Annotated in this window: 22 protein-coding genes and 1 other annotated feature; of the genes, 5 read left to right on the top strand and 17 right to left on the bottom strand. The window is 42.9% G+C overall.

Features of this window, described 5'->3' with window-relative positions; genetic code table 11:
* Window positions 1-12 precede the first annotated feature (12 nt).
* The 7 genes from AC4E8A_RS08690 to AC4E8A_RS08660 form a co-directional block, all read right to left on the bottom strand.
* A complete protein-coding gene (locus AC4E8A_RS08690) occupies window positions 13-1,362 on the bottom strand; it encodes an NAD(P)-dependent oxidoreductase (RefSeq protein WP_490198027.1) in 1,350 nt (449 codons plus the stop codon).
* Window positions 1,363-1,497: 135 nt separating this feature from the next.
* Complete coding sequence (locus tag AC4E8A_RS08685; RefSeq protein WP_490198026.1) at window positions 1,498-2,388, bottom strand: nitrilase-related carbon-nitrogen hydrolase; 891 nt, start codon at window positions 2,386-2,388, stop codon at window positions 1,498-1,500.
* Window positions 2,389-3,032: 644 nt separating this feature from the next.
* Window positions 3,033-3,983 (bottom strand): stage V sporulation protein K, encoded by a 951-nt coding sequence (spoVK, locus tag AC4E8A_RS08680; RefSeq protein WP_490198025.1) that lies wholly within the window; start codon window positions 3,981-3,983, stop codon window positions 3,033-3,035.
* 235 nt (window positions 3,984-4,218) lie between these two features.
* The gene (gene hfq / locus AC4E8A_RS08675; RefSeq protein WP_490198023.1) at window positions 4,219-4,452 is read right to left on the bottom strand and encodes an RNA chaperone Hfq; all 234 of its coding nucleotides are present in this window, start codon (window positions 4,450-4,452) and stop codon (window positions 4,219-4,221) included.
* 39 nt (window positions 4,453-4,491) lie between these two features.
* A complete protein-coding gene (miaA, locus tag AC4E8A_RS08670; protein WP_490198021.1) occupies window positions 4,492-5,433 on the bottom strand; it encodes a tRNA (adenosine(37)-N6)-dimethylallyltransferase MiaA in 942 nt (313 codons plus the stop codon).
* Window positions 5,434-5,890: 457 nt separating this feature from the next.
* Window positions 5,891-6,460, bottom strand: coding sequence for an MFS transporter (locus tag AC4E8A_RS08665; protein ID WP_490198020.1), 570 nt, complete (start codon window positions 6,458-6,460; stop codon window positions 5,891-5,893).
* Complete coding sequence (locus AC4E8A_RS08660) at window positions 6,457-7,914, bottom strand: FAD-binding oxidoreductase (RefSeq protein WP_490198018.1); 1,458 nt, start codon at window positions 7,912-7,914, stop codon at window positions 6,457-6,459. The genes AC4E8A_RS08665 and AC4E8A_RS08660 overlap by 4 nt, the downstream gene beginning before the upstream one ends.
* Window positions 7,915-8,041: 127 nt before the next feature.
* Here AC4E8A_RS08660 and AC4E8A_RS08655 point away from each other — a divergent pair, with 127 nt between their 5' ends.
* On the top strand, window positions 8,042-8,293 hold the full coding sequence (locus AC4E8A_RS08655; protein WP_490198017.1) for an alpha/beta-type small acid-soluble spore protein: 252 nt from the start codon (window positions 8,042-8,044) through the stop codon (window positions 8,291-8,293).
* A 164-nt stretch (window positions 8,294-8,457) separates the two neighbouring features.
* On the opposite strand, the gene AC4E8A_RS08650 is transcribed toward AC4E8A_RS08655, so the two are convergent.
* Complete coding sequence (locus tag AC4E8A_RS08650; RefSeq protein ID WP_490198016.1) at window positions 8,458-9,453, bottom strand: tryptophan--tRNA ligase; 996 nt, start codon at window positions 9,451-9,453, stop codon at window positions 8,458-8,460.
* Window positions 9,454-9,686: 233 nt separating this feature from the next.
* Window positions 9,687-9,922, bottom strand: a binding site (T-box leader).
* A 143-nt stretch (window positions 9,923-10,065) separates the two neighbouring features.
* On the opposite strand from AC4E8A_RS08650, the gene AC4E8A_RS08645 reads away from it, so the two are divergent.
* Entirely contained in the window at window positions 10,066-10,401 is a 336-nt protein-coding gene (locus AC4E8A_RS08645; protein WP_490198015.1) for a DUF948 domain-containing protein, read from the top strand.
* A 59-nt stretch (window positions 10,402-10,460) separates the two neighbouring features.
* On the opposite strand, the gene glpK is transcribed toward AC4E8A_RS08645, so the two are convergent.
* The 5 genes from glpK to cotE form a co-directional block, all read right to left on the bottom strand.
* The gene (gene glpK / locus AC4E8A_RS08640) at window positions 10,461-11,951 is read right to left on the bottom strand and encodes a glycerol kinase GlpK (RefSeq protein ID WP_490198013.1); all 1,491 of its coding nucleotides are present in this window, start codon (window positions 11,949-11,951) and stop codon (window positions 10,461-10,463) included.
* Between the two features lie 221 nt (window positions 11,952-12,172).
* A complete protein-coding gene (gene mutL, locus AC4E8A_RS08635; protein WP_490198011.1) occupies window positions 12,173-14,077 on the bottom strand; it encodes a DNA mismatch repair endonuclease MutL in 1,905 nt (634 codons plus the stop codon).
* Window positions 14,078-14,089: 12 nt separating this feature from the next.
* Entirely contained in the window at window positions 14,090-16,714 is a 2,625-nt protein-coding gene (mutS, locus tag AC4E8A_RS08630) for a DNA mismatch repair protein MutS (protein ID WP_490198010.1), read from the bottom strand.
* A 174-nt stretch (window positions 16,715-16,888) separates the two neighbouring features.
* Window positions 16,889-17,260 (bottom strand): VOC family protein, encoded by a 372-nt coding sequence (locus AC4E8A_RS08625; RefSeq protein WP_490198009.1) that lies wholly within the window; start codon window positions 17,258-17,260, stop codon window positions 16,889-16,891.
* A gap of 317 nt (window positions 17,261-17,577) precedes the next feature.
* Window positions 17,578-18,114 (bottom strand): outer spore coat protein CotE, encoded by a 537-nt coding sequence (cotE, locus tag AC4E8A_RS08620; protein WP_490198007.1) that lies wholly within the window; start codon window positions 18,112-18,114, stop codon window positions 17,578-17,580.
* A 262-nt stretch (window positions 18,115-18,376) separates the two neighbouring features.
* Here cotE and AC4E8A_RS08615 point away from each other — a divergent pair, with 262 nt between their 5' ends.
* Both AC4E8A_RS08615 and AC4E8A_RS08610 read left to right on the top strand, forming a co-directional pair.
* The gene (locus tag AC4E8A_RS08615) at window positions 18,377-19,108 is read left to right on the top strand and encodes a class I SAM-dependent DNA methyltransferase (protein WP_490198006.1); all 732 of its coding nucleotides are present in this window, start codon (window positions 18,377-18,379) and stop codon (window positions 19,106-19,108) included.
* A gap of 80 nt (window positions 19,109-19,188) precedes the next feature.
* Window positions 19,189-19,398, top strand: a complete 210-nt coding sequence (locus AC4E8A_RS08610; protein WP_490198004.1) for a hypothetical protein — start codon at window positions 19,189-19,191, stop codon at window positions 19,396-19,398.
* 197 nt (window positions 19,399-19,595) lie between these two features.
* Here the strand turns inward: AC4E8A_RS08610 and AC4E8A_RS08605 are convergent, their stop codons facing one another.
* Complete coding sequence (locus tag AC4E8A_RS08605) at window positions 19,596-20,027, bottom strand: YlbF/YmcA family competence regulator (RefSeq protein WP_490198003.1); 432 nt, start codon at window positions 20,025-20,027, stop codon at window positions 19,596-19,598.
* A 1-nt stretch (window position 20,028) separates the two neighbouring features.
* A complete protein-coding gene (gene miaB, locus AC4E8A_RS08600) occupies window positions 20,029-21,594 on the bottom strand; it encodes a tRNA (N6-isopentenyl adenosine(37)-C2)-methylthiotransferase MiaB (RefSeq protein WP_490198002.1) in 1,566 nt (521 codons plus the stop codon).
* Window positions 21,595-21,980: 386 nt separating this feature from the next.
* On the opposite strand from miaB, the gene AC4E8A_RS08595 reads away from it, so the two are divergent.
* Window positions 21,981-22,109, top strand: coding sequence for a hypothetical protein (locus AC4E8A_RS08595; RefSeq protein WP_490198000.1), 129 nt, complete (start codon window positions 21,981-21,983; stop codon window positions 22,107-22,109).
* A 276-nt stretch (window positions 22,110-22,385) separates the two neighbouring features.
* On the opposite strand, the gene AC4E8A_RS08590 is transcribed toward AC4E8A_RS08595, so the two are convergent.
* Both AC4E8A_RS08590 and spoVS read right to left on the bottom strand, forming a co-directional pair.
* Complete coding sequence (locus tag AC4E8A_RS08590) at window positions 22,386-23,309, bottom strand: dipeptidase (RefSeq protein ID WP_490197999.1); 924 nt, start codon at window positions 23,307-23,309, stop codon at window positions 22,386-22,388.
* A 126-nt stretch (window positions 23,310-23,435) separates the two neighbouring features.
* Window positions 23,436-23,696, bottom strand: a complete 261-nt coding sequence (gene spoVS / locus AC4E8A_RS08585) for a stage V sporulation protein SpoVS (protein ID WP_029281188.1) — start codon at window positions 23,694-23,696, stop codon at window positions 23,436-23,438.
* Window positions 23,697-23,959 lie beyond the last annotated feature (263 nt).

The following is a 23,959-nucleotide window of genomic DNA, read 5'->3' as shown; positions in this document are numbered from 1 at the left end:
AAAACATTTCATTCAATTAACTTTCACCAGAAGCTGATCCAGGTGATATGCTGCTTGTTTTCCTTGTTCCGCAGCCGTTACCACCATCGCTTCACCAACCCCCTTGCCAAAAATAATGTCGCCGCAAGCAAAAATAGCGGGATTGGATGTCTGGAACGTGTCCCTGTCGACTTGTACAACACCATCTTTATGCTCCAGGTCAAATTGTTCAATCAATGATCGATGTCTTGTCTGGCCAATGGCTTTAATAACGGCATCTGCAGGTAAAACGAACTCAGAATTTGGTACTGGAACCGGTCTTCTTCTGCCATCTCCACCCGGCTGCCCTAACTCCATTTTGATGCATTCAATTCCAATTACCTTGTCCTCATCGTTCCCTATGATCCTTTTTGGAGCCGTCAGCCAGCTGAATTCCACACCATCCTGCTTGGCAAATTCATACTCAAAGTCATAAGCTGTCATCTCTTCTTGAGTTCGCCGATAGAGAATCTTTACATTCCCCGCCCCTAAACGAACAGAGCAGGTCGCACCATCAATAGCTGTATTGCCTGCTCCTATGACAACTACGTTCTTTCCTATATAATCTTTAGACAACTCTCCTCTCTTGGTCGCTTTTACAAACTCAATCGCATCATGTACCCCTTCTAACTCCTCCCCTGCAATTTTTAGGTCCGGAACATGTGCCATTCCGGCTGCCAGGATAATAAAGTCATGCTTATCAATCAATTCCTCCGCGGAAACATCTCTGCCAATCTTTGTATTCGTCTTGATTTCAACATTCAGCTTCTTAATCTGGTCCACTTCCCAAAAAGACACGGATTGCGGGAGACGGAACGACACAATCCCATAAGTATTCAATCCACCTGCTTTTTCTTCAGATTCATAAATCGTTACTTCATAACCGAATCTGGCAAGCTCCCTCGCCGCGGATAAACCAGCCGGACCACCGCCGATGATTCCGACCGTCTTCCCATTTGCTTCTCCTGCCTCAAAAAGAATCCCTTCATTATGCCTTGCCCAGTCTGTGGCATAGCGCTGCAAATCACCAATCATAATCGGCTTGGTAGAATGATTGAGCACGCAAGCCCCTTCACAAAGCTCTTCAGTTGGACAAACACGGGAGCAGCTTGCTCCGACTGGGTTGGAAAGCATAATGGTTTTGGCTGAACCTTTTAAGTTTCCTGAAGCAATCTTCTTAATAAACGAAGGTATATCAATTCCTGTTGGACATGCTTGAATGCAAGGCGCATCGTAACAGTACAAACAGCGATTAGCTTCTTCCACAGCTTCCCTGTTGGATAACCCTCCATGGGCTTCCTGAAAGTTCTTCTCAAGATTGAGTAACGACAGACTATTAGACAAACCTGCTTCCCCCTCTTCCGCTTTGGTCAACACATTTCCAATCACACACTCTATTCCATTTGCCTTACCAACAAAACACGGCTGACAGTTATTACTGTCAAATGCAGTATATAATCGTCAGCCTTTCATGCAATTTTAAGGAAGCAGCGCCGTCATTTCACTATAAGTTTCAGGTCTTCGGTCTCGATAGAATTGCCATGTATCCCTGACTTCCCTGATCAGCTTCTTGTTCATTTCTCCAATGATCACTTCATCGTTATCACGGCTTCCAATGGAAACAAAGCTTCCACGGGGATCAACAAGGTATGACTGGCCGTAAAATTCGCCCATATTCCATGGACCCTCATAGCCCACTCGGTTGATCGCTCCCAGGTAATAACCATTTGCTACAGCATGTGCAGGCTGTTCCAGCTTCCATAAATACTCGGAAAGACCGGCTACCGTCGCAGACGGATTAAATACAATTTCTGCTCCTTTCAAGCCCAGCAATCGTGCACCTTCAGGGAAATGTCGGTCATAACAAATGTACACACCGACTTTGGCGTAGGCCGTATCAAATACAGGGTATCCGAGGTTTCCAGGTTTAAAGTAATATTTCTCCCAGAACCCATATCCTTTGTCCCCTACCCCTACATGAGGAATATGCTGCTTCCGGTATTTTCCGAGATAAGAACCATCCGCATCTATGACAGCTGACGTATTGTAATATGTAGCAATCCCTTCTCTTTCATAAATAGGCAGGACAATGACTACATTTAATTCCTTCGCCAAGTCCTGAAATCTCTTAGTTGTAGGGCCATTTGGAATTTCCTCTGCAGAGTCATACCATTTCGGATTTTGTTCAGAACAAAAGTAAGGGCCATAAAAAATTTCTTGTAAACAGATAATTTGGGCTCCTTTTTTAGCTGCATCCTTCACCATTGAAATGTGTTTTTTAATTGCCTCTTCTTTATGGACCTCCACTGGTTCGGTTCCGTCAATATCATGAGAAGCCTGGATCAAGCCGATCTTTACCATATCTGACATTTCAAATCCCCCTAGTTCATTTTAGAAAGCGCTTACAAACAGAAAGGTTAATCATTAGCGCTTCTCTGAAATCCCGCACCGACTAACGGAATATTCAGTTAATTTTCTTCATTTTATCTCGTCCCTCAAGTAAAAACATCGTACATTGTGTAAGATCCAAGATCTAATTGAATTGTCAGTGTGTAAACTCCTATTCTCTGATCTTCCTTACTTAATACCCTAGCACAGCAGGTTCACGAATTTTGTAAAACAAGCTGTTCAGTTCATAATAAAAATCTAAATATATCGACAATATGCCGGATATTCAGGTAATTTAATTCATAAAACGATTTCAATAAAAACTTGCACGGCTGTAGAAGTCTTTCAGAAAAACACCCTGATCAGATGATCACTTTTATTACCGGTTGTCCTTTTTCCGCGATCATTTCTCTTTCACAAATCATATTCAGTATGAAAGAACTGACGAATTCTAATCCTAAAGGTGAAAAGGAAGGGCACAGAATAAAAGACGAAGGGGATGGCAACTTATTGAATTTGAAAAGCTGTTGAATTATGAAATATTCAAGTCTATATAAAATTCTCTTCTTCTCCATTAGAAACAGCCAGATGGAGCAGCACCCCCATCTGGCTGAAGTCTCGTTCTCTCAATCTGCGGCAGCTGGGAAAGTTAAATCATTGCTCCTGATGGTCATCAACTCATGACGGTCGTATGAGCTTTGCATAAGAACCCTCATTGCCTGGGACCTGATTGATTTTTCAATCACGTTCCTGACATACCGGCCATTTGAAAAAGCTGCAAGGGTTATGGCAGTTTTGACCTGTGAGAGATGTTCTTTCAGTTTTCTCTCAGCATCTGCACTCAACTCGTATTCTTTCTCAGTCAGCATTCGCCTGCCAATTTCCATAAGCTGTTCGACCGTATAATCCTGAAACTGAAATACAAGTGGAAAACGTGAATGAAGGCCCGGGTTCAGAGTTAAAAACTGGTCCATTTCACGTGAATACCCTGCCAGGATAAGTATGAAATCATGCTGTTTGTCTTCCATATGTTTTACAAGGGTATCAATTGCCTCTTTCCCGAAATCCTTTTCTCCACCGCGCCCAAGTGAGTAGGCTTCATCGACAAAAAGGATCCCGCCCATCGCTTTTTTGATGAGATCCCTTGTTTTCTGCGCAGTATGTCCAATGTACTCTCCAACCAAATCCGCTCTTTCTGCTTCAATCAAGTGCCCTTTGGAAAGGACATTCATCTTATGAAACAACTTACCTATCAGTCTTGCCACAGTTGTCTTTCCTGTTCCAGGGTTTCCTTTGAACATCATATGAAGTGCTTGTTTACCTGCTTTAAGACCGGCTTCCTCCCGCTTCTTGTTAACATATATCCAAGCATATATCTCTTTCACCATTTTTTTCATATCTTCCATGCCGACTAACATGGCAAGTTCTGCTTCAATCTCTTTCAATGCCGCATGTTCTTGAGGGAGGACTTTGACCGGATCCTCCGTTCTTCTAATTTCCCGGACCGGGTTTCGTTTATGTGAATTCAGTACGATACTTATTTGTCCATTATTCTTCATTCTCATCGGCTGTTCCATATCTTCACCTCACCATTCTATACAGTATACGTCTGGAGGTTTTTAACGGTGACAAATGCCCATCTATGCTTCTAAAAACTCTCTTATCATCCTATTCAAATGGTTAGGAATTCATTATTATTTTTTGTATACACACGTTTAACTCTTTATCATAATTATATTATGTTAAGTTTAAGATTATAAAAACAAAAAACACACCAGAATCAGCCTGGTGTGTTTTATCACTTAAAGAGAATTATTGAGCTTCATCAAAATTAATTTGAACATTGCGTTGAGGCGAGAAGGTTGAAATCGCATGCTTATAAACCATCTGCTGCTTTCCTTCTGACTCAAACAGAACGGTAAAGTTATCGAAGCCTTTGACAAGACCACGGATTTGGAACCCATTCAATAAAAATACAGTTACTTGTGTACTGTCTTTTCGCAATTGGTTAAGAAATTGATCTTGAATATTGATCGATTGTTTCATGATAAGTCCTCCTCTTCTATCTCTATTTTAACTATTCGACTATAACCCTAGCTTTCCTGCAACAAAATCCGATATCAGTTCAATTTTTTTGTTCTTTTCCCTTGAGTTTGACATATCAAACCACTCAACATCCATTTTGTTACGGAACCACGTCAGCTGGCGTTTGGCATATCTCCTTGAGTTCTGCTTCAAGTTTTCAATAGCATCTTCCAATGAAACCATGCCTTCCAGATATTCGTATATTTCCTTATAACCGATTGCCTGGATGGACTGAACATCTCTCAGGCCCTGATTATATAAACCTTTTACTTCTTCAAGAAGCCCCTCATTCATCATAAGGTCTACCCGAAGGTCAATTCTGCTGTATAAAAGATCCCTGTCCATTGTCAAACCGATGAGAGCCACATCATACAGAAGTTCATTGTTCTGGTCTTCCTGAAGCACTGTCATTGTCTTCCCGGTACAGTGATAAATCTCTAACGCCCTGATCACTCTTCTGATGTTATTGGGATGGATGTTGGAGGCGGCTTTGGGATCCACCTCTTCAAGCCTTCTGTGGATTTCCTTGTATCCAAGCTCTCCAGCTTCCTTTTCAAGACTGTTTCGGTACGCTTCATCCCCGGGAGCATCTGTAAAATGATAATCATAAATAACCGATTGGATATACAAACCCGTTCCACCCACAATCATTGGGAGCTTACCGCGGCTGTGGATCTCTGAGATTTTTTTCCTGACGAGCTCTTGAAATTCTGCAGCCGAAAAACTTTGTTCTGGCTCCCTTATATCGATGAGATGATGGGGAACTCCCTGCATTTCTTCTTCATTTATTTTCGCTGTGCCTATATCCAACGTTCTATAAATCTGCATGGAATCCCCGCTGATGATTTCACCATTGAATTGTTTTGCCAGATTTATGCTTGTGGCTGTCTTTCCAACCGCAGTAGGTCCTATCAGTACGATAAGTTTTTCTTTTTGCTTCAACTAATTCACTGCTTTCTATGTAAAAAGATAAGTTTACATATTATCGTACCATAAGAAATCATTTGTTACATATCAGAAGAGTATAACCAACTTTATCTTTTTTATACATATACATTATAAAAAAATTTCCATGATTTCCGCTTCAGATACTGGTCTCCCCGCGGCGTATGGTACTCAAGTGCCGAAGCAGGCCATCCAAGCGGTACGAACGGATTGCAGGTCTCTCTTATGAGAGGAAGAAACCACGATAAGTGGAAATAAAGAGGGTGACTTATCGGAAGGAGACAAACCGAACTGCTTTTCGCTTGCCACTTATGCTGGATGAACCCGCAGGATATCATCTGTCCCTATGGCCCCGCAGGAGGTCGTACACCTTCGCTTTAATCATCATCAAAAAACTAAAAGTTCTTTGAATTTAAAAGAAGTTTCACAAGGGTGAGAAGAACAGCCATTCAACCTACTGCGCAGTGACATCCTCATCAGCAGGATTCCGGGATATCTTTTGTTGATAGAACAACAGGGCGATTCCGCTTCCGGCAAATAGGAAGGACCCGATATAAAAGATGAATGAAATGGTAAAGAAGTCAATGAGAACTCCTGTGCCGAATACGGCGAACGAGGCAAAAAGGGTGGTCCAGAAGTGATATTCCCCTATCTTTCTGCCTGCCCCTTTCCCTCGAAATACCTCCCCTGCCATCGTCTTTTCGCATGTTTTTTGTACAGCTCCCAAAAACCCCAGAATTACCTGCAACAAATAAACACCAGCCAGTGTATCAACCTCAGGAATCACCAGGAAAATGAGCGCCATTCCCCATGCATAGCCTATCAATAGGCCGCGGCTCCCTATCATGTCCGCGGCAGATCCTATCAACCTGTGAAACAATGCAGAACTCAGGGTAAATAAACCATAAGCAAACCCAAAACTCGAGAAGTTCGAGCCTATATTTTTTATAAATAATAAATAGAAAGGAAACGACACAGAACTTGCCATCATGGCCAGGCTTTGAGATAAGATAAAATAGTTCATAATCCATACTCCTCGTAAAAATGATTCATGAAAACCTCGTCTGGATCCAGTTGTCTTTTACTATTGAAGAATTCTTCGGTCCTTGGATAGGCGGCTCTCATTTGTTCCTTTGATGGGTAAGAGTAATATGGGAGATAATAGCTCCCCTTGTGCTTCACTGTTACATCCACCAACTTTCTGATGATCCTCTCTGTTTCTGCTCCCCCTTCAATGGACGTTTCCTGGTTAATCAAAAGAACCAGTGCAAACATGTCTTCTTTGGCATAAGACAATACTGCAACCTCATTTTCTTCCACATAACGAATAGTGATATTAATCAAATTCAGATCTTCCTCTTCCAGCACTTTCCTTAGATCATCGATATATTCTGTGAATTTGTCCACCGGTACAAAATATTCCTGGAGTATATCCGTATCCTTGCTGCTTTCATATTCCATGAACTTGGACTCCGACCTCATAGCGTTGTTCCGTGTGGTGTGTTCTCCATCTTTACCTGTAAAATAGGTCTTCTGCATATCCCAAAAAATATTTTTCCCCCAGTCCGAATTTCTTGAGACACCCAGCATCAACTTTGAAAAAAACGTACCTTCTTCCCCCTTCAAGGCGGTATAATCCTCCATACGTTCCTGATCTTTTGCATGGACATAATCAGTAATATACATATCTTTCAAAAACGAGTCTGGAGCAGTGGAAATTCTGGCAAGATGCATTTTGACGTCCTGATTTCCTTTCACATTTACATTAAAGAAATCACTGTACTCATCGTAAGACAGTTTTGTGGTTTTCATTGTATAAAGCTCATCGTCCGTCAGTTGAAGGTCAACATCCAGAATGACACCGAATAAGCCATAGCCGCCTATTACCAGCGGAAAGTATTCTTCATTTTCAGTGCGGGAGACATTAATCACTTCTCCGTCGTGTTTTAATAATCGAAACGAATTGACGGTTTCAATCAAAGATCCATGCCTGATGTCGCGCCCGTGAACATTGACGGAAAGGGAACCACCAACCGTAAATATATTTTGTGACTGCATCACCTTAACAGCCAGGCCATGGGGATTGGCTGCTTCTTGAACATCTTCCCAAGTAGCGCCGCTCTGGACTCGTACCGTTTTTTTTTCAACATTCATATCAAGCACCTTATTGTAACCGGTCATATCAAGGACAACACTTCCAGGATAATAAGTGTGCCCCCCCTGGCTATGCATTTTTCCTGCAATCGATATTTTCAGGTCCTTATCTACAGCATTATTGACTGTTTTAATGATCTTATCTTCCTCTTGTCCTTTGGTCACTTTCTCGATCTTGGTTGGCATCAGTCCGCCTACATCACTCACCACCTTGGAATCCTGCTTCTCTGGCCTTTGAGCAACCGTTAGAAATACAAGTACATAAATAAAAAGAAACAGAATTAGAATCCCCGTTTTTAATGATACATTTTGATTTGCCTTCAAGTGAAACACCCCATGTTTTCCAAATTATGCTTAGTGTAATTTTACACTTTTAAAGATAAATTACAATATTTTTTTAATATAATTTTATCTTTTCACCATACTAGTACTACATGAAAGGATGATTCAGATGAGTAAAAATAAACTTTTGGTTCCAGAAGCACGCAACGGATTAAATACCATGAAAGCCAATATGTTTAATCAAACAGATCCAGCTGCAGCGAAATTTGAAGCTGCAAAAGAGCAGGGAGTCACATTGAATAAAGGCTATAACGGGGGGCTAAGCTCTCACGATGCAGGTAGAGTCGGAGGAAAAATCGGCGGCAATATGGTTAAAGAAATGATCAAGATGGCAGAGGAGACACTGGCTGAAAAAAAATGATAAATGGGGTAAGTTGTATGAATGGGAAACAGACCAAACATTCAGTTTGGCCTGTTTTTTGGTTTTGATGGAGCCGCGTATAGACTTACCATCCCGGTCCTTGATGCACTTTCAAACTAACAGCTGAAATCACACGGTGTGAAGCCAGACTCCTGCCCATCCATTCAACATCCAATCATTTCTTTTATCTTCTTAAGTTGAACCGATGCAATACGGCGTGCTTCTTCAGCACCCTTCTCAAGTATTTCATCAAGCAGCATTGTGTTATCCAAGTATGCATAATAGTTCTGGCGAGGTTTCTCAAGCTCTCTGTTCAACACTTCAAACACTTCTTTCTTTACCTGTCCCCAGCCGATGCCTTGCTGGTATTTCTCCCTCAATGATTCGACTTCACCTGCAGCCGCGAACTCTTTATAAAGAGTAAACAAGGATGATCCCTTCACCTCTTTTGGTTCCTCTGGAGGAGTTGAATCCGTGACAATTTTATTGATCAGTTTCTTCAATGCCGTTTCCTCAGAGAACAACGGGATGGTATTGCCGTAGCTTTTGCTCATTTTCCTTCCGTCCAGCCCGGGAATGACGGCGGTTTCTTCCTCTATGACATAGTTCGGTAGCTTAAGGGCTTCTCCAAACGTACGATTGAAATTTTCGGCAATGTCCCTTGCGATTTCCACATGCTGCACCTGGTCTTTCCCTACTGGGACCTTATCCGAATTGAACAAGAGGATGTCAGCTGCCATCAGAATGGGATACGTGAAAAGCCCCATATTGACGCCTGCATCCAGATCATTTCCTTCCAATTTATTTTCCTCCACTTTGGATTTATAGGCATGCGCCCTGTTCATAAGTCCTTTCGGTGTCATGCAAGACAAAATCCAATGAAGCTCTAAAATCTCTGGTACATCTGACTGCCGATAGAAAATGACCGTTTCCGGATCCAAACCGAGTGCAAGCCATGCTGCAGCAATCTCATACGTATATTCTTTGAATTTTTGCCTATCCTGCACTGAGTTCAAGGCATGGTAATCAGCAATAAAATAGATTCCCTGGAAACTGCTGTCTTTGGCCATCTCAAGTGCCGGTTTAATCGCTCCGATGTAGTTTCCGAGATGTGGATGCCCTGTCGGCTTTATGCCTGTTAATACGGTTGGTCGATCCATAATACCCCTCCTAAAAATTAGGCTGTTTTCGCCTATACTGTTGCTTTCGGAAAAATCCCAAAAGCCGATTTTCCACTGTATACTACGTTTTTCGCTCTGAACGAAGAGAGAAGCTCTTTTCTCTCTTGCTAAACAGGGTTTTTCCGAATCATTACTCCTCTATCTTTTGGAATTATTATCAGATAGCAACAACGTTTACGAAAGAACCAAAAATAAAAAGGGGCTTCTCATCCAAAAAGGACGAGAAACCCCGCGGTGCCACCTTCATTTACCCTTCCAAAAGGGCAATCTTGAAAAGAGCTCAAAAATCAACTCTTTTGTTCCTTTTAACGGTGGAACCCTCCGCCGGCCTATTTTGTTCAGCCTGGATGCTCTAAAGCCCATTCAACACGGTCCAACACTGATTCCCACCAGCCATCAGCTCTCTTAAGTCGTTTCCATGCATACTCTTCTTTTTCATCGCATACTATTTGAAAATTTTTGATTTTATTATAGCTCATTGTTTAATGGAAGGCAATCTTATTTTCCACTGTTTTAATCCATTCATTCAGGGTAAAGAACAGTAACGATTTTCTGTATTTAGGGACTACAGAAGCTATAGGAGGTTTAACCATGATCATCGTTTATTTAAGCATCGGATTATTTGTCCTTTCCATTGTCTATCTCGGATATGAAGGAATTAAGTTTATGAAGCAAACAAAACCGACTTTGAATCACTTGAATAAGACTGTGGAAAGCCTGCAGCAACGCGCCCAGAACCTGCAGGAAGAAACCGATGAACTTTCTACCCACAGCCAGGAGATCAAGGTAGATATCGATGAAAAGAAAGATAACATCCAATATACAGTTGGTGCTGTTAAACAGCTGCCAAAGCCTGTGAAGAAAATTTGGGAACATAATTTCAAAAAACCGGATGAAGGCAAGAACTACCGCACTTCAAATGGTTAAATCCAAAAGCCTCATACTCCTTTGTATGAGGCTTTTTGTCTATCCGGGAAGCTCTTGTATCATTTAAAAGCCATAGCCGCACGCACGGCCTTCTTCCAGCCGCCGTAATGCCTGTCGATTTCCTCTTGATTCATGGCGGGTTCATATTTCCTGTCCAAATCCCATTGTGCCGTAATCTCGCCTGTATCCTTCCAATAGCCGACAGCAAGTCCGGCTAGATATGCTGCACCAAGTGCCGTAGTTTCATTGACTACCGGCCGTTCCACTGCAGCAGCCAGAATATCACTTTGGAATTGCATCAGGAAGTTATTTTTCACTGCCCCCCCGTCTACCCGGAGTGTCTTAAGTGCCAATCCAGAATCAGCCTCCATGGCCGTCAGCACATCCTTTGTCTGATAGGCCAGAGACTCAAGGACCGCACGGATAAAAAGTTCTTTAGATGTTCCCCGTGTCAATCCAAATACTGCTCCCCTCACATCGCTGTCCCAGTAAGGTGTACCGAGCCCGACAAAGGCCGGGACTACATAAACACCTTCATTCCCATTTGTTTTTTCTGCATAGCTCTCGGTCTCACCAGCATCTTTTATCATACGGAGACCATCGCGGAGCCATTGGATGGCTGAACCAGCCACAAAAATGCTCCCCTCAAGCGCATATTCAACCTTTCCGTTAAAGCCCCAGGCAATTGTCGTCAGCAATCCCTGGTTGGATTTGACAGCCTTTTCCCCCGTATTCATCAGCATAAAACACCCAGTCCCATAAGTGTTCTTTGCCATCCCTTCCGAGAAACATGCCTGACCGAACAATGCCGCTTGCTGATCACCTGCCACACCGGCAATCGGTATATCCTGACCGAAGAAGTGATAAGGGACGGTATTGCCGTATACTTCAGAAGACGGCTTCACTTCCGGGAGCATACTATCCGGAACTCCTAGAATTTCGAGAAGCTCCTCATCCCATTTCAAGTCATAAATGTTATACATCAGTGTACGGGAGGCATTGGTGTAGTCTGTAACATGTGTTTTCCCTCCGGAGAGTTTCCAGATCAGCCATGTATCGATCGTGCCAAAAAGCAGCTCTCCATGGTCGGCTTTCGCTCTCGCCCCGTCAACATTATCCAGTATCCACTTCACTTTGGTGCCGGAGAAATAGGCATCGATCAAAAGACCGGTTTTATTGCGGAATGTATCTTCCAGCCCCTTTCCCTTCAACTCCTCACAAATGTCCGAAGTCTGGCGTGACTGCCAAACGATTGCATTATATACCGGTTCACCAGTATTCTTATCCCAAACCACTGTAGTTTCACGCTGATTTGTGATGCCAATCGCTGCAACCTCTTCCGGCTTAACGGTCGATTCAGAAAGGACTGTGGCAATCACCGCCAGGATAGAACCCCAGATCTCATTGGGATCATGTTCGACCCAGCCTGCTTTGGGGAAGTGCTGGGTGAATTCCTTTTGTGCGGTATGGACGATTTCCCCTTTTTTGTTAAAAAGGATGGCTCTTGAACTGGTCGTCCCCTGGTCCAAAGATAATATATATTTTTCCAAACTCCCCACTCCTCTTCTCTTTTAAACTAATATAGAAAAACCCACACAACTATCGCCTGAGATAAACTGTGTGAGTCCTAATTCTTGTTTCACGGTTCAATTCACTTAGTTTAAGATTAATGAAATCTGGAAGCGTTGTCAATCACCTTCACATAAGAAATCTAAACCTTCCTGTGATTACAAAGGGGCTTATGCGATTTAGCGCATAAGCCCCTTTTTCCTTACATGATCCTTTTAAACATCTTTTCCATTTCATACACTGAATAGTGGATGATGATCGGCCTGCCGTGTGGACATGTAAATGGATCTTCAGAACGTCTAAGCTCATCCAACAGCGCTTGAATTTCTTCATTCTTCAAGTACTGATTGGCTTTGATGGATGCTTTACAGCTCATCATGATGGCCGCTTCTTCTCGAAGTTTTTTTATATCCACCTTTCGCATGTTAAGGAGCTGTTCAATCATCTCGTCTATAAGTTCGCCCTCTTGGCCGGCCGGCAGCCACTGGGGATGTGAGCGGATGATAAAGCTGTTGTGGCCGAATTCCTCCAGGAAGACACCTACTTTTTCAAGTTCCTCTTTATGCTCTGTGATTTTCATGAATTCATCCGCTGAATATTCCAGCGTAATCGGCACGAGCATGTCCTGAAGTTCTTTTTCGACTTTTCCAACCTTTTCTCTGTAATATTCATATTTGATCCGTTCCTGTGCCGCATGCTGATCGATGATGTACAAACCATTTTCATTCTGGGCAAAAATATAAGTACCGTGCATCTGCCCGACAGGATACAATGGCGGAACCCTTGATGGTTTTGATACATCAGGCTGCATTTCAATCCCTGCCGTATGTGATACAGGCTGAATATCAGGAATCTCCTCATAAAGCTTGGAAACATCCTCTTCCTTAACGGAAGGCTCATCCCGTTTATAAAGAAGTTCCATGACCTCTTTTGGAGGCAGTTTGTCTGATTCATACGATCTTTCTGACCGGTACTTATTCGTTTGCTGTCCCTGACGTTGATTCTGGCTTTCCAGCTCAACACGGGCGTCTCTATCTCCAGGCAGATGATCCAATGTCAACGAGGTCTGCTCTGTTTGAGACTTCATCGGTTTAGGCTCTTTATAGCCTGAAGGAATCAATTCCTTGGTTTTAAAAGAATCCCTGATAGCGCTTGAAACCAATTCAAAAAGTTCTGGTTCCTTACTGATTCTTACTTCCATTTTAGAAGGATGCACATTGACATCCACAAGCAGCGGGTCCATTTCAATCGAAAGCAATACGATAGGATACCTTCCTATCGGAAGCAAGGTATGATATCCTTCCCCGATTGCTTTCGCAAGTCCATAGTTTTTGATGAAACGGCCATTGATCATGGTCGAGATGTAATTCCTTGACGCCCGCGTGATTTCCGGAAGAGAAATATATCCCTTCACTTTGAAATCCAACGAGGCTGCTTCGACTCTAACCATTTTCCTCGCAATATTAGTTCCATAAATGGCAGCGAGCACCTGCTGTACGTCTCCATTTCCGTTTGTATGAAGAAGGGTCTTTCCATTATGGATCAACTTGATTGAAATTTCCGGGTGGGAAAGAGCGATTCTGTTTGTCACATCCGTTATATTGCCGAGCTCCGTATGGATCGTCTTCATGTATTTTAATCGTGCAGGTGTATTAAAGAAGAGATTTGAAACTGTAATATCTGTCCCTTTTCTGCTTGATGCTTTTTCTTGTCTGATGATTTTTCCGCCATGCAGCTTGATATTGACACCTGGTCCAGTCCCTGTACTTGTGTTCATTTCCAGGTGAGACACAGAGGCAATACTCGGCAGGGCCTCTCCCCTGAATCCGAGGGTGCGAATACGGAACAAGTCATTTTCATCCTTGATTTTGCTTGTCGCATGCCTGCTGAAGGCGGTTTGGACATCTTCTTCTAAAATGCCGTCACCGTTGTCGATGATCCTGATTGAACCCAGGCCCGCTTCTTCTACATGTATTTCAATTACATTGCCATTGGCATCAATTGCATTCTCCAGTAATTCTTTGACCACTGATGCCGGCCTTTCCACTACCTCTCCGGCAGCAATTTTATTCGACAAGGCATCGTCAAGCTGAAAGATCCTCCCCATAATCCCACCTCCTTATTTTTTCAGTTTCTTTTGTAAATCATAGAGGGCATTCATGGCTTGCAGCGGATTCATTTCCAGGATATCAAAAGATTTCAATTCTTCCAGCAGCTTGCGTTCTTTCTTGCTGAGACTGCTTCCACTAGCTACTCCGGTTTTTTCCTCCTGAAAGAAGGACAGTTGTGAAGGCTGTTCATCTTTTACTCCTTCCAAAGCAGGAAGCGTCTGCTGGTATGCAGCACTTTTTTCTGCGGTAGTCTCTTTTTTCTGTTCGAGCCTACTCAATATTTCATTTGCCCGGATGATCAGATTTTCAGGAAGCTCCGCTAACTGCGCTACATGTATTCCATAACTTTTGTCAGCCGCTCCCTCTTTAATTTTATGAAGGAACACCAGGTTTCCGTTATGTTCCATCGCACTGACATGGATATTCTTCACATGAGCAAGTTCCTGTTCGAGAATAGTCAATTCATGGTAATGCGTTGAGAAAAGCGTCTTCGCTTTGATCTTTTCATGAATATACTCAATGATGGCCTGCGCCAGTGCCATTCCATCGTAAGTGCTCGTTCCTCTTCCGATTTCATCAAAAAGAATCAAGCTGTCTTGCGTTGCATTGGTGATGGCATTTTTGGCTTCCAGCATTTCAACCATGAATGTACTTTGCCCTGAAATCAGATCGTCCGCTGCTCCAATCCTTGTGAAAACCTGATCGAAAATCGGCAGGCTGGCTTCCGCTGCAGGTACATAACAGCCTATCTGGGCCAGAATGGCTGTGAGGGCAAGCTGCCTCATGTAGGTACTTTTACCGGACATGTTGGGCCCTGTGATCAGCAGGACTTCCCTTTCCTGGTCCATATAGCAGTCATTGGGAACATACTCTTGGGCGTCCATGACTTTTTCAACCACTGGATGGCGGCCGTCCTTGATCATGATCCCCCTGTCACGATTAAATGATGGTTTTACATAGTGCCTCTTTTCACTTACGGTTGCGAAGCACTGCAGAACATCGATTTCACTTACAATCTTGGCGAGCTTCTGTAAGCGTGGAATATAGTCTTTGACCGTTTCCCTGATATTCAGGAACAGGTCATATTCCAACTCAATGCTTTTTTCATCTGCCTGGAGGATCAGAGCTTCCTTCTCTTTCAATTCAGGAGTGATAAAGCGTTCAGCATTCGTCAGGGTCTGCTTCCGCTCGTATCGCCCTTCTTCCAATGATCCCAGATTGGCTTTCGTGACTTCGATATAGTATCCGAACACACGGTTGTATCCAACCTTCAAGGAACGGATGCCGGTTCTCTCGCGTTCTTCCCTTTCCAGCTGGGCAATCCATGTCTTTCCGTTCCGGCTTGCATCCCGGTATTGATCAAGGTCCTCGTTGTAGCCGTCTTTGATGATATTCCCTTCTTTAATCGAAAGCGGGGGCTGTTCATGTAGGGAATCCTGCAGCATTTCGGTCAGCTCGCCACATGGATCGATGGTTTTCAAAATATCGTCTGCAATTTCATGCCCCAGTTCACCAATAATATTTTTCAAAAGAGGAACCTGGGAAAGGGATTTCCTTAATTGAATCAAGTCCCTTGCATTGACATTTCCAAAGGCCACTCTGCCGGCAAGCCTTTCCAGGTCATATATCTCTTTAAGAAGTTCCCTGATATCCTCCCGTTCAAAGAAACGCTCCTGAAGAAGCTGCACCATGCTGTGCCTCTTCTCAATTTCCTCTTGGTTGATAAGCGGGCGGTCAATCCAGCGCTTCAGCATCCTTGCTCCCATTGCTGTCATGGTTTCATCAAGAAGCCATAGTAAGGATCCTTTTTTCCCCTTAGCACGGATGGTTTCCGTCAATTCAAGGTTCCTCTTTGAGTAGTAATCAATTTTCATGAATTGATGAATTTGGTAGGTTTCGACTTTTTGCAGGTGGTCCAGACTCCTCTTCTGGGTTCTGAATAAGTAGTTTAACAGTCTGCAAACTGCATATTTCAGTTTGTCTTGTTTCAATTCCTCAACAAGCGTGCTGAAATTCACGGCTGTTTCCGTACCATTTTCAAAGGAGAGGGTAATCCCTGTGCGGTCACACATCCTCTTCTTTAATTCTTCATCGAAATCTGAATGCACGACCACTTCTTTTGCGCCGATTGTGGCCAGTTCATTAATGGTGTCATCAAAGTTGTCAGTCAACTGGGTCACCTTTGTTTCACCTGTGGATAAATCACTGTAAGCCAATGCTGCTGTATTGTCATCAAATAGACTGATAGAAGCTATATAGTTATTTTCTTTGTCATGAAGCCCTTTCCCATCCATCACTGTCCCGGGTGTGATAAGCTGAACGACTTCTCTTTTTACAACCCCTTTTGCCTGTTTCGGGTCTTCAGTCTGCTCACAAATGGCCACTTTATAGCCTTTTTCAATAAGTTGTTCTATATAATTTGGTGCTGAATGATACGGCACCCCGCACATTGGAATCCGCTCGGTGCTTCCTCCGTCACGGCTTGTTAATGTAATTTCAAGTTCTTGGGAAGCTTTGACGGCATCCTCGAAAAACATTTCATAGAAATCCCCTAAACGAAAAAACAAAAAGGCATCTTGATACTCTGCCTTCACCTGTAAGTATTGCATAATCATTGGAGTGTATGTCGCCATTGGCCAACCAAACCTTTCCGATCTTATCTAGTAATCTTCAAACACCAATTATATCATAGCAAACTTGATTTTTATATTGAAGGAAACAACAGGAAGGCTTGCGTGTATTATGTAAAAACTTCCGGGGACGAAAACAGCCGTTTCTCCTTGGAGATCCGGCTGAATGGGCAATCCTTATTTATGGAACTCAAGAAATTCGATTCTGTTTCCAAAAGGATCGTTGATAAAAATTCTCTTCCGGTCTTCAATCCGGGTGTCTTCCTGCACTTGGAATCCATTTCCTTCAAGCCTGCTTCTAAGAGCACCGATGTTTTTCACCGTGATTCCAGGATGGGCTTTCAGTGCTGGAGAAAATTCATTCTCTACCCCTATATGTATTTCATGGTTTCCGCATTGAAACCAACAGCCCCCTCCAGCTATGAGCTTTTCCGGCTTTTGGATCTCTCTCAGCCCGAGAACTTCCCCATAAAACCATCTTGCCTTTTCTTCAGTCCCTTTCGGTGCAGTCAGTTGAACATGGTCCAAGCCAAGCATCTCATAATCCATTTTATCCCTCCTCTTCTTTTTTTCATCATACTACTTTTTCGCTCCTTTTATCAGTACCAAGGAGCTTTTCACCAAAAAATCAAGAAGACAATTGCTGTAAAACTTGAAATTCATCTATATGCGTGGTGAACAGGCTTCACTGATAAAATAAACATACGAAAAGAAAAGGACGAAATCGTAGCGTTTCGCCCTTTTCTTTTTCTGATTATTTAACCTGGAAGCAAGATTCCCAGCTGTCAAAATATGATTTTTCAAACAGGAGTTCCGTTCTTTTCTAAACCAAAAAAACTAGGAAGAGGCCGTCTTCCTAGTCTCAGTTATTCTTCGTCAAGCCCTTCCAGGAAATCCGGGTTAAGCTCTTCAAAGTCTTCATCGTCAAAGTCACAATCCCAGTCATCATCACAGCCATCCGGATTAACCAGGACACAAACCTTTGTTTCTCCGATGACCTCGACTTGGAATTCACGTTCTACATGTACGATGATTTTGTTGCCATTTGGTGAAATAACCGCTTCAACGCAGTTAGGCTGCTGCAGTACGATTGCATTTACCTCTTTATCATCTAAGCAGTCAGGATCGCGATATTTCAACTTGATGACATCGCAGTACTCCACTTTCTCTGTAACCACGGAAGTCTTACGGTTGTCATCGTGGGAATACCACACGTTGATTTCGTAGAAGCCCGATACTTCGACTTTTTTGCCGACTTTGTGTGCTTCATACGTGTGATTGATGATCCAGCAGCCTAAAATGCTCGATGGATGATGCGGCGGGCTAATCGTATGATGGGATTGGGTGAATTTGCGTCCCTTCGCTACGACCGCTTTGGTAATGATCTCTCTGTATTCTGCCATTCGAGCGTACCTCCTCATTCATTTTCAATTCATCTTATGCGGGCGTCTAGACGTTTGTGCGAGTATTTTAAGAATGGTGACAAATTAGTTTCGAGATAGTTCATTGTATGCTTAAAAATAGTGAATGTTCCCATTTTCCCGACCACCTTAAAAACCATTAATCGTCTTTACAATCAAATAATTTCAAAAAAGCAAGGTAATTTCATCCGTACTATATTATGATGAGTAAAAAAAAAGACATTTAAATTCAGGGGGGATGACGTTGTTACATAAAGGATCAAGTGTATACGAAGAAAAAGAGTTTTTTGACCGTTTCATGTCCCGGAGACAAAGAGAAGAAAGTCCAAATAATGCTATGGAAAAACCGGTACTGTTTGAACTGATTGGGGATGTCCGGGACAAAAGCATCCTGGATCTTGGATGTGGCGATGGCTTTTTCGGAAAAGAACTGCTTGATGCAGGGGCTGCTGATTATACAGGAATCGACGGATCCCAAAATATGGTTGATAGCGCAACTTCATCCCATGCGACTGAAAAGGCGGAATTTCTCTTAGGAGATTTGGAGAAGTTGAATATCGAGGAAGCGAAATATGACTTGATTACATCTCGGATGGCCCTTCATTACATTGAGGATTTGGAGGCTGTGATTCATGTTGTGTATAAGGGACTAAAACCCGGCGGCCAATTTGTATTCTCCGTTATGCATCCTGTCATTACTGCGACGTTCGACCATTTTTCAGGAAAAGAAAAACGGACACACTGGGTAGTTGACAACTATTTTGAAAGCGGGAAAAGAACCGAGGCATGGATGGACCATTCCGTTGTTAAGTACCACAGAACGATTGAAGACTATATCTCACTGTGCCTGGCTGGAGGATTTGCCTTGAAAAATTTAAAAGAAGCTGCTCCGAGGAAGGACGCCTTCAACGATAAAGAGGAATTTAAAAGAAGGCTGAGAATACCGCTGATCCTTATATTGCAGCTCCATAAATAAAAAGGCTTTCAACTTATCTCATTTCGTGCTTTAATAGAACCACCTCCACAGGAGGAATTTACGTACGAGGTGAAGCACCGATGGCCAAAAGCAAGGCGAAAAAGGAACGTGATCACTTATTGAGGACCAGAGGACGGGATGTTACGGTCTTGAGGGCTCCTGGATGCCAATTCAGCACTCATGAGAGAAAAACGATGACAAAGAAGGAAAGATCGAGAAAAAGCGAAACAAAACATAAAAAGCGTTATCTTCAAAAACAGCACCTTGAAGATAACGCTTTTTTTATTTGATGCAATCTGACAATAATTCCGAAAGATAGTGGAATAATGATTTGGAAAAACCCCCTGTTTAGCAAGAGCGAAAAACTTAGTATGCAAGGGAAAAATCCTGCTTTTGGGATTTTTCCGAAAGCAACAATATATGCGAAAACAGCCTTTATTTAACTGGAGAGCTGATTCCTGCTAAAGGAAATCAGTTCCCCTATAAATTAGCTGCAGCTTCCCGGAGTGGAGTTCTTAACCTGGGAACCCGTTTCCCCCCTGAGAAGGTCACCGCCTGTAGATGATAAGATCTGGTCTGTAACAGTGTTAGAGATAGTCGACGCCACAATCTGAAGAAGATCATTTACGTCAACTTGAGACTGTTTGAATTCCTGCACGACCGGAATGGCATCGATATCATCTTCCAGCTTTTCAATCTTGGCTTCTACCATCTTCAGTGCTTCCGTTTTACCATAGTGCTGGAAGTTCACGGCCTGTTTTTGCAAGCTTTTAATGCTGGCGATCATTTCGCGCACTTTTTGATTTTCATGGATTTGTGCCTCTGCACGTTTGAAAAAATCAACTTCCTCAGTTTCTGCAATCATGTTTGCCAGTTCAGATGCTCTTTTCATAATATCGTCTTTTGTATATTTCGTCATATTATTTCACCTCTGCCGCTTCTTCTAGAAATTCTGAACCAATCCGGCCTTCTTCAACGAATTCTCCGTTGAGCGACCATGACTTAGTATCTGTGATTTTTACTTTTACAATTTTGCCGATTGCCGTTTTAGGAGCTTTGAAGTTTACAAGCTTGTTTCGGCGCGTATAACCAGCAAGGATTTCCGGGTTTTTCTTACTTTCTCCTTCAACAAGGACTTCAACGATTTTGCCTTCGTATTGCTTAAGCGCTTCAGCTGAAAATTCATTGACTGCCTGATTCAGGCGCTGCAGACGCGCTCTTTTAACTTCCATCGGTACATTATCGTTCATTTTCGCTGCAGGAGTACCCTCCCTTGGAGAATAGATATACGTATAGGCTGATTCAAAGCCTACCTCCCGATACAATGAAAGTGTTTCTTCAAACTGTTCTTCTGTTTCGTTCGGATATCCGACAATGATATCCGTTGTCAGTGCTACACCAGGCATCGCCGCTTTGATTTTTCCTACCAGCTCCAGGAATCTCTCGCGTGTATATTTACGGGCCATGATTTTCAGGACAGCAGATGAACCAGATTGAACCGGTAAATGGATATGTTCTACAAGATTCCCTTTCTTCGCAAGGACTTCGATTAAGTAGTCATCAAAGTCACGAGGGTGGCTTGTGGTGAACCGGATGCGGGGTATATCGATCTTGCGGAGTTCATCCATCAAGTTTCCAAGACCGTAATCCTCTAGATCTTCAATATCCTTGCCATACGCATTTACATTTTGTCCCAGAAGAGTGACTTCCTGGTATCCCTGTGCAGCCAGGTGGCGGACTTCCTGAATGATTTCTTCCGGCCTTCTGCTTCGCTCTTTGCCCCTTGTATAAGGAACGATGCAATAGGTACAGAATTTGTCGCAGCCATACATGATATTCACCCATGCCTTAATATTGCCGCGGCGGACTTTAGGAAGGTTTTCAATGACATCTCCCTCTTTTGACCAAACCTCAACTACCATCGCTTTTGACATGTATGCATCATTTAAGATGTTCGGAAGGCGGTGGATATTGTGGGTACCAAAAATCATGTCTACCTGATGATACGTCTTCAGGATTTTGTTCACGACAGATTCCTCTTGGGACATACAACCGCAAACACCGATCAACAGCTCAGGCTTTTCACGTTTAAGATGCTTTAAATGTCCAAGTTCGCCAAATACTTTATTTTCTGCATTTTCACGGATGGCGCATGTATTCAGAAGAATGACATCTGCATCCTCTGTACTATTGGTGGCTTCATATCCCAACGCCATGAAAATCCCTGCCATGACTTCGGTATCATGCTCGTTCATCTGGCAGCCGTATGTACGGATGTAGAACTTTTTGTTATTGCCCATCCCCCGGAACTTCTCATCGATTTTAAAATCATTATGATATTGAACCGATTCTTTCCCGCGTTTTTTTGCGTCTTTCAATGATGGAGGAATATATACACTCTGAAAATATTTCGAATAATCTTTTTCAGTCTTTTTATCTTCTGGACCTGCCGCTTGCTGGCCATGTTTTCTTTGTTCTTCATTCATTGAAAAAGGACTCCTTTCCTGCTATTGCTCAACTGCGTTTTTGCAGGCTTGTATGTAAACCAGCCGACGCATTTTCTAAGAACGATACTCTTTATTATAAAATGTTGATAGTTTTTTACAAAAGGATTGCACGTTAATCTAGTATAAAGCTTTTTCTCCCCTGAAACAATAGAAGCGTACATATGTTGCAAAATGTTCAATTTATCCTGTTAAAGAGAAGGGAAACCGTCCTTTCTTTGCTCTATTCGTAAACATTAATGCTTCTAAACAAAAATAGTCAATTTCTTTATGAGCCGTGCTGAACAAAAGCCTGCCCGATCTGCCTTTCAGCCCGTAGTGATTGCAGGGCTATCGGATAAGATAAAGGAAATACGAAGAGCACTGCAATGAGTGGTTCAATAAAGTTTCGGAATGGCCATTCACAGCTGGATGGCTTCCGGATGAGTTCTGGGAATCAAAAAAAGCAGAGCCCTTTCCTGATGATTGATCACTACATAGCGGAATTGACTCGTTAAGCTGCGTACTGGCTGGACTGGCATGAAATCACTTAGACACAACCAACAGAGTGAGTGGATATTGACTTATCTCAAGAAAGAGCCGGTAAGTACCCTAGCGGCAGCTGGATTGGAGAGAAGGGAGACAGAAATCCGCCAGTCGATGCGGCGGCCCCTGGAGCTAGGCAAGTCCCACTAAATGCAGAATCGCACAGTTAAGTAATTCACCTGAGCAAAGAATACAACTAAAAAATCCCGCCAGTGTGATCTGGCGGGAATCTTAATCTAATTGCGGCTTTATTCCGGAAGTGCCTCATAAAAATTATCGAAGAGGAACTTCCGGATCTGGCTTTCACTATAATGTTTTTGAAGTGCGTCTACTAAGTTATCGTAATCACGGTAGGAGGACAGCCCTTTAACGGTCTCGGAGATTCCGTCAAAATCCGAACCAAAGCCTACATGATTTTCGCCGCCTATTGAACATATATGATCGAGGTGACGGAGAATATCGGAAATTTCGGCGTCTCCACTTTGATTCAAGAATGGCGGGACAAATGTTAACCCCATCACTCCTCCTTTATTTATAAGCGCCTTAATTTGGTCATCCTTTAAATTTCTAGGATGGGGACAATAGCTGAAAGTATTGGAGTGGGAAGCGATTGGATACTTTGCAATTTCTATCGTATCCCAGAAAGATCTCTCACAGAGATGAGAAACATCCGTGATGATCTTGTGATCATTGAGAAATTCCACTGTTTCCCTCCCGAAATTCGTTAAACCTGCAGCTCGTGGTTCCAGTGCTCCATCTGCAACAGCATTGGCCCAGTTCCAGGTTAAGCCGACTGCCCTGACTCCAAGCTGATAAAGTGTATGCAGCTTGATGAGATCCTCCTCGATGGCCTCACAGCCTTCCAGAGTCAGCATGGCGCCAATTTCATCCTCTTTTAATGCTGCAATTTCCTTCTTGGAACGAACCATTTTCATTTTGGGGTTTTGCTTAAGGATTTGCTTATGAAAAACCTCCACCATCTCCAATGCTGCCTGGAAGCGTTGACCGGGTTTTAGATAGGAAGGAAGGTAAATGGCAAAAAGCTGAACCTTGCTACCCGCCTTACGAAGCTGTGGGTATGTAATATGTAAATCCCCTTTGCTTTCGAAGGAGACCTTATCCTTGTAATGGTGCAGCTTCAAAAGCACATCGCAGTGACCATCAAATATCATACAAAAACTCCTTTCTGTTCTCTTTGCTCTTTATATATACTTCTTGATATATCCCTAAACTCCTTCTCTTTCAGTATACTAAAAAAGGCTCTCCCATTCATTCTTCAGGGACAGCCTCAACTCCATTCATCTAGGTTCAATTATCAATTTGATAGCAGTTCGTTCTTCTCCGTCAATCAGTATATCGGTGAATGCAGGGATACATATAAGATCTACCCCACTGGGAGCGACAAACCCACGGGCAATCGCAACCGCTTTCACTGCCTGATTAAGGGCTCCTGCCCCGATTGCTTGTATCTCTGCTGCTCCTCTCTCACGAAGAACTCCGGCAAGTGCACCTGCTACAGAATTAGGATTAGATTTTGCTGAAACTTTTAATATTTCCATTTCTTTTCCTCCTTGTCATTTCCCCATACCGAATGTTCAAAGCAAAGAACAACCTGGTATAAATGATTCCACTGCTACTATATTCATGAAAGCAGGAAATCATTCCCGCTTGGCCCAAAAAAGCCGTAGTGGGGGTGTATACAAAGGGAACTTCTGATACTGCATGAATATCGTTTGAATAAAAGGTGATACAAAAAACCAATTTGATGCGTTTTTTTACTGCTTGCATCCTTGAAATAAACCATCGACACTTTTTCGGATAT

This window comes from Bacillus sp. SRL337 (genome assembly GCF_984799155.1).
Note: the sequence above shows the minus strand (reverse complement) of the source record. Positions and strands in the feature narration are given on the sequence as shown.

Coding starts and splice junctions, on each gene's coding strand:
- AC4E8A_RS08590 (WP_490197999.1), bottom strand. CDS start 23,309: ATGATATTTGATGGTCACTGCGATGTGCTTTTGAAGCTGCACCATTAC.
- AC4E8A_RS08645 (WP_490198015.1), top strand. CDS start 10,066: ATGATCATCGTTTATTTAAGCATCGGATTATTTGTCCTTTCCATTGTC.
- AC4E8A_RS08665 (WP_490198020.1), bottom strand. CDS start 6,460: ATGAACTATTTTATCTTATCTCAAAGCCTGGCCATGATGGCAAGTTCT.
- mutS (WP_490198010.1), bottom strand. CDS start 16,714: ATGGCGACATACACTCCAATGATTATGCAATACTTACAGGTGAAGGCA.
- mutL (WP_490198011.1), bottom strand. CDS start 14,077: ATGGGGAGGATCTTTCAGCTTGACGATGCCTTGTCGAATAAAATTGCT.
- cotE (WP_490198007.1), bottom strand. CDS start 18,114: ATGGCAGAATACAGAGAGATCATTACCAAAGCGGTCGTAGCGAAGGGA.
- AC4E8A_RS08595 (WP_490198000.1), top strand. CDS start 21,981: ATGAGTGGTTCAATAAAGTTTCGGAATGGCCATTCACAGCTGGATGGC.
- spoVS (WP_029281188.1), bottom strand. CDS start 23,696: ATGGAAATATTAAAAGTTTCAGCAAAATCTAATCCTAATTCTGTAGCA.
- spoVK (WP_490198025.1), bottom strand. CDS start 3,983: ATGGAACAGCCGATGAGAATGAAGAATAATGGACAAATAAGTATCGTA.
- AC4E8A_RS08655 (WP_490198017.1), top strand. CDS start 8,042: ATGAGTAAAAATAAACTTTTGGTTCCAGAAGCACGCAACGGATTAAAT.
- miaB (WP_490198002.1), bottom strand. CDS start 21,594: ATGAATGAAGAACAAAGAAAACATGGCCAGCAAGCGGCAGGTCCAGAA.
- hfq (WP_490198023.1), bottom strand. CDS start 4,452: ATGAAACAATCGATCAATATTCAAGATCAATTTCTTAACCAATTGCGA.
- AC4E8A_RS08625 (WP_490198009.1), bottom strand. CDS start 17,260: ATGGATTATGAGATGCTTGGCTTGGACCATGTTCAACTGACTGCACCG.
- AC4E8A_RS08650 (WP_490198016.1), bottom strand. CDS start 9,453: ATGGATCGACCAACCGTATTAACAGGCATAAAGCCGACAGGGCATCCA.
- AC4E8A_RS08610 (WP_490198004.1), top strand. CDS start 19,189: ATGGCCAAAAGCAAGGCGAAAAAGGAACGTGATCACTTATTGAGGACC.
- AC4E8A_RS08685 (WP_490198026.1), bottom strand. CDS start 2,388: ATGTCAGATATGGTAAAGATCGGCTTGATCCAGGCTTCTCATGATATT.
- AC4E8A_RS08605 (WP_490198003.1), bottom strand. CDS start 20,027: ATGACGAAATATACAAAAGACGATATTATGAAAAGAGCATCTGAACTG.